9 protein-coding genes and 1 pseudogene are annotated in these 7364 nt (G+C 63.6%); 3 read left to right on the forward strand and 7 right to left on the reverse strand.

All coding sequences use genetic code 11. From position 1 onward, the window contains the following. Window positions 1–123: 123 nt before the first annotated feature. Together ADT71_RS04305 and ADT71_RS04310 are read left to right on the forward strand one after the other, a co-directional pair. A complete protein-coding gene (locus tag ADT71_RS04305) occupies window positions 124–885 on the forward strand; it encodes a molybdopterin-binding protein (RefSeq protein ID WP_054435435.1) in 762 nt (253 codons plus the stop codon). Next, window positions 875–1429 (forward strand): hypothetical protein, encoded by a 555-nt coding sequence (locus ADT71_RS04310; protein WP_054435437.1) that lies wholly within the window; start codon window positions 875–877, stop codon window positions 1427–1429. The genes ADT71_RS04305 and ADT71_RS04310 overlap by 11 nt, the downstream gene beginning before the upstream one ends. Window positions 1430–1499: 70 nt before the next feature. On the opposite strand, the gene ADT71_RS04315 is transcribed toward ADT71_RS04310, so the two are convergent. The 3 genes and pseudogenes from ADT71_RS04315 to rplK form a co-directional block, all read right to left on the reverse strand. Continuing rightward, a complete protein-coding gene (locus ADT71_RS04315) occupies window positions 1500–2348 on the reverse strand; it encodes a TauD/TfdA family dioxygenase (protein ID WP_054435438.1) in 849 nt (282 codons plus the stop codon). 177 nt (window positions 2349–2525) lie between these two features. Then, window positions 2526–3225, reverse strand: a pseudogene (rplA, locus tag ADT71_RS04320) (50S ribosomal protein L1). A 4-nt stretch (window positions 3226–3229) separates the two neighbouring features. Beyond that, window positions 3230–3661, reverse strand: coding sequence for a 50S ribosomal protein L11 (rplK, locus tag ADT71_RS04325; protein ID WP_054435442.1), 432 nt, complete (start codon window positions 3659–3661; stop codon window positions 3230–3232). 253 nt (window positions 3662–3914) lie between these two features. On the opposite strand from rplK, the gene ADT71_RS04330 reads away from it, so the two are divergent. Further along, window positions 3915–4607, forward strand: coding sequence for a GNAT family N-acetyltransferase (locus ADT71_RS04330; protein WP_231635572.1), 693 nt, complete (start codon window positions 3915–3917; stop codon window positions 4605–4607). 51 nt (window positions 4608–4658) lie between these two features. Here ADT71_RS04330 and nusG read toward each other — a convergent pair whose 3' ends face one another. The 4 genes from nusG to ADT71_RS32830 form a co-directional block, all read right to left on the reverse strand. Beyond that, window positions 4659–5195 (reverse strand): transcription termination/antitermination protein NusG, encoded by a 537-nt coding sequence (nusG, locus tag ADT71_RS04335; protein WP_054435445.1) that lies wholly within the window; start codon window positions 5193–5195, stop codon window positions 4659–4661. Window positions 5196–5225: 30 nt separating this feature from the next. Further along, the gene (gene secE, locus ADT71_RS04340; RefSeq protein WP_054435447.1) at window positions 5226–5420 is read right to left on the reverse strand and encodes a preprotein translocase subunit SecE; all 195 of its coding nucleotides are present in this window, start codon (window positions 5418–5420) and stop codon (window positions 5226–5228) included. Window positions 5421–5606: 186 nt separating this feature from the next. Next, the gene (locus ADT71_RS04345) at window positions 5607–6788 is read right to left on the reverse strand and encodes a hypothetical protein (protein WP_231635573.1); all 1182 of its coding nucleotides are present in this window, start codon (window positions 6786–6788) and stop codon (window positions 5607–5609) included. Further along, window positions 6782–7135, reverse strand: coding sequence for a hypothetical protein (locus tag ADT71_RS32830; RefSeq protein ID WP_231635574.1), 354 nt, complete (start codon window positions 7133–7135; stop codon window positions 6782–6784). Before ADT71_RS32830 ends, ADT71_RS04345 begins: the two co-directional genes overlap by 7 nt. Window positions 7136–7364: the final 229 nt, after the last annotated feature.

Below are 7364 nucleotides of genomic sequence, written 5' to 3' on the forward strand. Positions count from 1 at the left end.
CTCCCAAAACTTTTCAGGGCTGGTCTTCGGATCGGCCCTTTCTTTTTGCCCCGGTCCCGCGCGTGCGAAAGAGAAGCAAATGCACGACTGGCGGCGCGCGCAGCTTTGTCCTAGCCATGCGCCATGGCCGAATCCTCGCGAATCTACACAGCCGCCCTCGTCGTCATCGGTGACGAGATTCTTTCGGGTCGCACGCACGACAAGAACATCGCGCAAGTCGCAACCTGGCTTCAGGTGCAAGGTATCCGCCTGAAGGAAGTGCGCGTCGTCGCGGACGACACTGCCGCGATCGTCGAAGCGGTGAACGTCCTTCGCGCCCGCAACGATTACCTTTTCACAACCGGCGGAATCGGTCCCACGCACGACGACATCACGGTGGACGCGATCGCCGAGGCCCTGGGTGTACCGGCAAGCGTACCACCCGAAGCGCGCGCAATCCTGGAAGGCTACTACGAGACTCGCGGCGGACTGACCGAGGCACGGCTGCGCATGGCACGCACGCCGGAAGGCGCCAGCCTGATCCCTAACCGCTACACCGGCGCCCCGGGTATCCGTTACGAAAACGTCTTCATCATGGCAGGCGTCCCGAGCATAACGGCCGGAATGCTTGACGCCCTGTCCGGGCAGCTCGAAGGCGGAGCGCCGCTGCTGTCCGAGACCATCGGCTGCTGGGTGGGCGAAAGCGAAGTCGCCGAATTGCTCCGGCAGACCGAGAAGACACATGAGAGCTGCCAGATCGGCTCCTACCCTTTCTGGGCGGAAGGCAAGACCGGCGCCAACTTCGTGATCCGCTCCGTCAGCGCCAACGATCTCGCCGCCTGTTCACGCGCGCTGGTCGAGGGCCTCGAAGCGATGGGCCGAGCCGCGGTGCCAGGTGGCATTTGAGCTTGCCGCCGCGTTTGCACTGATGGCCACGCCTGCCCCTTCCCTGAATGCCGCGCCAACACTGGACGCATTCGAGGCTGTGCTGAGCCGCCATGACAGCGCCACGCTGGCGCTGGAGGAATGGTGTGCCGCACGAGGATTGGGCGATCCTGCGCGGATCACGGCACATCTCGTCCAGGGAGCGGATCAGCCGGCACCGGACGACATTCGCACGGTGCTGGCGATCGGACATGGCGACACCGTCAGCCTGCGCAATGTTCGGTTGAACTGCGGCGCCAAGGTCCTGTCAGTAGCATGGAACTGGTATGTCGCGGAGCGCCTGACCCCGGCCATGAACGCGGCGCTGGGGTCCACCGATATCCCCTTCGGCAAGGCGGTCGCCGCCCTCCAATTCCGCCGCAAGCCGCTCTCGACAGTCGCCGGTGCGGCCGCGAACTGCCCGCCTGAGACCATCTCCACCCATCAGGCGATGCTGCTGCTGCCCGATGGACGGCCGCTGGCCTATCTGGTCGAGTGCTATACGGCGGCCAACCTGGAGCCCTGACGCCGCCCGTGACCCGCCTGCCCTGGCAAAGCGAGTATTCGGAGCGGCGTTCCTGAACGCCTGACCCGGATCAGGCGGCCACGGTCTCAGTGCCGGCGATCGATGTACGGTGCATCATGCGGCCGGTCGATTTGTCATAGGGAATGGCCCGGTGCATCGCCCCGGTATTGTCCCAGATCACGAAATCGCCCTTGGTCCACTTGTGGCGCAGGGAAAACGCCGGCTGCGCCGCCCATTCCTGCAGGCGGATCAGCATCGCCCGGCCCGCCGGAACCTCCATGCCGACGATATGATCGGCAGTAGTCCCTATCACCATCGACTTTCGACCGGATCCGTGTGTCCAGACCAGCGGATGCTCCTTGACGAGCCCGATGCCGAGCACGCGCTCACGGTGCTTTTCCGGAATGGCATCGGCGATCGGCGACAGACTGGCGCGCACGGAGTGCACGGCCTTGAGCCCTTCGAGCGCCTGCTTCTCTTCCTCGGGCAGGCCCTCGTATGCGGCATAAGTGCTGGCGAACTCGGTCTCCCCGCCGATGGCGGGCGCGATGCGGCAGGACAGCAGCGTGGCGAAAGGCGGCGGCATGTCCACGGTGATCCCGTCCATGTGCCAGAAGAACGTCCCCAGCACATATTCCGGCTGAGGATTGATCTTCTCATCCAGCGTGACCTGATAGACGTTTTCGTCGTTCTGCTGGACGTTGTTGCGCGCGGTCAGCTTCACGGTCCCGCCCATCGCGTCGGTAATGGCAAGCTGCTCGGCATCGGTGAGGTTCAGTTCGGGGAAGACCACGACGGTACGCTCTTCCACTTTGGCCCGGATCGCCTCAGCCGCTTCCGGCGTGAAGATGTCCGCTCGGTCGTCCCATATGACACGCGAACCGATGTGTTCCTTGATGTCCTCGAATCGGATGGCCATGGCGGCACGCTCTCCAGTTTATCGTTTTGAACAGTTGTTCAGCACGAAATACACCGCTCGGCGGAACGGTGCAAGAAGGAGCGCCCTGCCGAAGGATCGCCGCAACGAAAAAAGGGCCGGAGGTTTCCCTCCGGCCCTTCTATCCGTTTCGCATGATCCCGAAGGATCAGGTGCCTATCAGGCGCCAGCGATTTCGGTCGTGTCGATCTTCAGGCCGGGGCCCATCGACGACGAAAGCGAAATCTTGCGAACGTACTTGCCCTTGGAGCCCGAGGGCTTGGCCTTGACGATCGCATCGACGAACGCGCTGAAGTTGGTCAGCAGGTCGGCGTCCGAGAACGACATCTTGCCGATGCCGGCGTGGATGATGCCCTGCTTTTCGACGCGGAACTCGATCTGGCCGCCCTTGGCGTCCTTCACGGCCTGCGTGCGTTCGGGGTCACGGTGCCGAGCTTCGGGTTCGGCATCAGGCCCTTCGGACCCAGCAGCTTACCGAGACGACCGACGACGCCCATCATGTCCGGGGTGGCAATGACGCGGTCGTAGTCGAGGTTGCCGGCCTGCATGTCGTCCATGAGGTCTTCCGCACCAACCTTGTCGGCGCCGGCGGCGAGAGCTTCCGCAGCCTTGTCGCCCTTGGCGAACACGGCGACGCGAACGGTCTTGCCGGTGCGGCCGGAAGCGAAACCATGCCGCGAACCATCTGGTCGGCGTGACGCGGGTCAACACCCAGGTTCATCGCGACTTCGACGGTTTCGTCGAACTTGGTCGTCTTCAGGTCGCGCAGGGTCTGCAGCGCTTCAGCGACAGGGTAGTGCTTGAGGTTTTCGCCGAGCTTCTCGGTCAGCGACTTCTGCTTCTTGGTCACCTTGGCCATGGAATCAGCCCTCCACCACTTGCAGGCCCATCGCGCGGGCCGAACCTTCGATGATCTTGGTGGCGGCTTCAATGTCGTTGGCATTGAGGTCGGCCATCTTGACCTGGGCGATCTCGGCAAGCTGCGAGCGCTTGACGGTACCGGCGCTGATCTTGCCCGGCTCCTTCGAGCCCGACTTCAGGTTCACGGCCTTCTTGATGAGGAAGGTCGCCGGGGGGGTCTTGGTGACGAACGTGAAGCTGCGATCCGCATACACCGTGATGATGGTGGGGATCGGCATGCCCTTTTCGAGCTCCTGCGTGGCGGCATTGAACGCCTTGCAGAATTCCATGATGTTCACGCCGCGCTGACCCAGCGCAGGGCCGATCGGCGGGGACGGCGTGGCGCTGCCGGCCTTGACCTGCAGCTTGATGTAACCTTCGATCTTCTTGGCCATTTGGCCACTCCTTTCACACTTTCACACCTGCACGGCAGATGCTCATGTTTAGCGGTCTTACGGACGCTGGAGCATCCTCCCGCAGGGAATCGCACCGGCACGAGGCCGATCCGAAGTGCGCGCCCCTAAACGATATCGGGATAAAAGGAAAGGGCAGGATTTCCGGCTTTCTCTCGCCCGGTGCAACCGCCATAGAAAGCCAGCATGCACGAGAAACAGGACGCCGGCCGAGACCGTGACCACGGGCACGAACTTGACAACCTCATCTGGAACGCCTCGAGGCGAGCAAGCCGGCTTTGCGATCGGAACCGCGAACGCACGGCGCTTCCGCCCCGAAATCGGCCCGCTTGCGGCAGTCCGCGATTTCTCCCCGAAATGCCTGGCCGAATTCGCCAACCTTGTGCGAACGACAGGCCCGCTAGCCCTCGCCCGCAGCGGCGGCGGCGAGGATACGATCATCCCGGACCTCGAGATCGTGCGCGGCGCGCAAGGCGTGCAAATGGTCTTCGCCGGTGACGAGGCCGCGCTGGAAGCGGTGGAGCACGCCGTCGCCGATCCCCGCATCGTGCCTCTCGGCGAAAGCGACTATCCGGAAATGCTTGCCCTCGCCTCCCTGACCGAGCCTGGCCCCTTCGCCGCGCGTACCGGTGACCTGGGACGGTTCTGGGGCGTGCGCGAGGACGGGCGCCTGCTCGCGATGGCAGGCCAGCGAATGCGCACCCGCCATCATATTGAAGTCAGCGCCGTCTGCACTCATCCGGATGGACGCGGACGAGGCCTCGCCGCCCTGCTCTCCCGGCGCGTGGTGGCGGCGATCCGGGAGGAAGGGCGCCGACCGGTGCTTCACAGCTACACCGACAACGCGACTGCACGCGCGCTCTATCGCCGGCTTGGATTTTCCGAGCGCAGCCTTGTACGCTTCACGCAATACGCCCCGCAGGCCTGACGGCGAGCGGGGTGTTTTGAGCGAGGTGCCGGGCCGAAAGCCCGGCCCCGATTACTTGCTGAGTTCGACGTGCTCGAAATCGAGCTCGACCGGCGTGGCGCGGCCGAAGATCGAGACTGCAACCTTGACCTTGTTCTTGTCGAAGTCGAGTTCCTCGACCAGGCCGTTGAAGCTGGCGAAGGGACCGTCAAGAACCTTCACCGAATCACCGATCTCATAGTCGATGTTGATCTGCTTGCGCGGTGCGGCGGCAGCGGCTTCGGCGGCGCCGAAGTAACGCGCAGCCTCGGTTTCGCTGATCGCCTGCGGCTTGCCGCTCGACCCCAGGAAGCCGGTGACTTTCGGGGTGTTCTTGACGAGGTGGTATACGTCGTCATTCAGCGCGAGCTTGGCGAGCACGTAACCGGGCATGGTCTTGCGTTCGACCTGGACCTTCTTGCCGCGCTTGACCTCGGTAATGGTCTCGTGCGGGACCTGAACGTCCTCGACGAGCTGCGAAAGACCCATCCGCTCGGCTTCCGAGAGGATGGATTCCTTCACCTTGTTCTCAAATCCGGAGTAGGCGTGGATGATGTACCAGCGGGCCATGGTTCTCTCTTCGTTGTCTGGTTCAGGCGATCACAGCAGCGACAGGATCGAGGTGACGATCCAGCCGAACAGCGCATCGATGCCAAGGAAGAACACCGCAAGCAGGACAGTCATCAGCCCGACGAAGATCCCCGTCGTCACCGTCTCCTGGCGCGAGGGCCAGTAGATCTTGGAGGCTTCGTTACGCACCTGCCGGATGAATTCGCCGGGACTGGTCTTGGCCATTTCAGTCGTTCTCGCGTCTTGCCTGCTGCCTGAGCAGAAATGTGTCTCATTTCTTCCGGATAGGGGCCATCGCCGCCCCGGCCGAGGCCGGGAGGGGCAATTCGTGATCCGCATATCGGAAGGAACCGCGGACTTAGCCCCGCTCCCTGCATTTTGCAAGGGTCGCCCTTCCCATCGCCAGACGATCTAGTTGGCGATATCCGCCGGATCGGCCAGGCGCGCCAGGAACGAGTTGGGGCTGGAGTAGAGGATACGTGCGCCGTCCGGCAGCGCCACGGGCTTTATCCTGCCGATATACCAGAGGTACTCGGCATGACGGGCCGGCGCGAACTTGCGCAGGTCAATATGCTGGCGCGGTGAATAGAGGATGCGCTGGCTCGGATCGGCAAACCGATAGGAAAGGTCGCGCATAGACAGCATGTGCACGTCGGGGAGCGCGAAATTCGAATTCTCCATCGCGCTGCGCCGGACCACGGCATAGGAGCCGAAGTGCTCAAACGGACCGAAACGCCACTGGACGCGCGGAATGGCGACGGCCGTAGCGACTCGCGCGCCCTCCGGCACCTGGTCCAGCGCCGCGATCAGTTGCCGCGCGGTCTGCGCATCCTGATACCACACGACCGTCGTAACAGCGGTGCGCGAGATGAACAGCGAAGCCGCGGCCACGATCGCCCAGCGTGGCAGGCTCCAGTCGATCGCCAGGCAGGCGACGAGAAGCGCGGTCGTGCTGAGACGATAGTCGGCATAATCGCCGCCGAAGATCTGGCGCGGCACCGCCAGCGTCAGTACTAGCAGGATGACCGCTGCCCAGCCCAACCTGCCGTCGAAATGGCGACGGAAGATAGCGACTGCAAGCAAGGCGGCAACCGCGCTGACACTGGCGATGTCGAACCAATAGTCATAGCTGCGCATCGCCTTGTACAGGATGCCGAACTTGTAATCGAGGACGTAGCGCCCGTAGGAAACCTTGGAATTCGCGCCTACGCCGAGCAGCATCGGGAACAGCGGGAAGATCAGCGGCCAGGGCTTGATGAAGGGCCGCCAGTCCAGCCAGTTACGGCGGCGGCTCCATTCATAGCCGAACATCAGCACGCCCATCACGCCCCAGCCGGAAACGTGGCAGAGCCAGACGACGAAGCCGATCGGCACCATCACGGCCCAGCGCCAGGGCCGGTCTTCAAGCCTGATCCAGAGCGCGAATGCCAGCAGCCCCAAGGCCACCGACAGCGAATAGTTGAGGAAGCCCATCAGCAGCGAGGGCGACCAGATCATCGCGAAGGCGAGAATCGGGCCGACATCGACCCGGCGGCCCAGCGAGCGGCAGACCGCGATGATCGACAGGCCCGAAAGGAACGGAATCATCACCACGATGATCGCCCGGCCTGCTCAAGACCGAAGAGCGGCGCCATCGGCACCATCAGCAGTTCGACGCCGAGGTTGCCCGTCCACTCCCAGTTGAACACGAAATAGCGGGTCAGGTAGGGGTCCTGGCCGTGGTCCAGCGCAACCTTGTATCCCGCAAGGTGCGAGGGGTAGTCCGTCATCTGCGGAGCCCAGGCTACCAGCGCCGGCAAGGCCGCGATCGCGGCCAGCAGCACGCCCAGCAACAGCGCCCGGTCCCCTCCGAGCAATTCGGCAAGGCGTTGCCATCGGGCTCGCCATGAGGCCCGTGTGAGACCGATCTGTTCCGTCTGCGGTCGCGCGGTTCCGTGCATCTACGCTGATTCTTTCCCGAGCAAGTTGCCGAACGAATCTGGGCCGCACTGTCGACCGAAGCCGCGCAAATGCCCGATTCGCCAAACGCGGCCCTCCTAGTCACAGCACCGCGTTTTGACAAGGGCGACACGGTATCGTGCTTCCCCGTTCATCGCAAATGCCGGAATGAGCCGCGCAAAAACCCTTAAAAGCAAAACGCCCGCGCGCGCGTCGGGCGGTCGGATGGTC

The sequence above is a fragment of the Novosphingobium sp. ST904 genome, from assembly GCF_001298105.1.
GTDB lineage: Bacteria > Pseudomonadota > Alphaproteobacteria > Sphingomonadales > Sphingomonadaceae > Novosphingobium.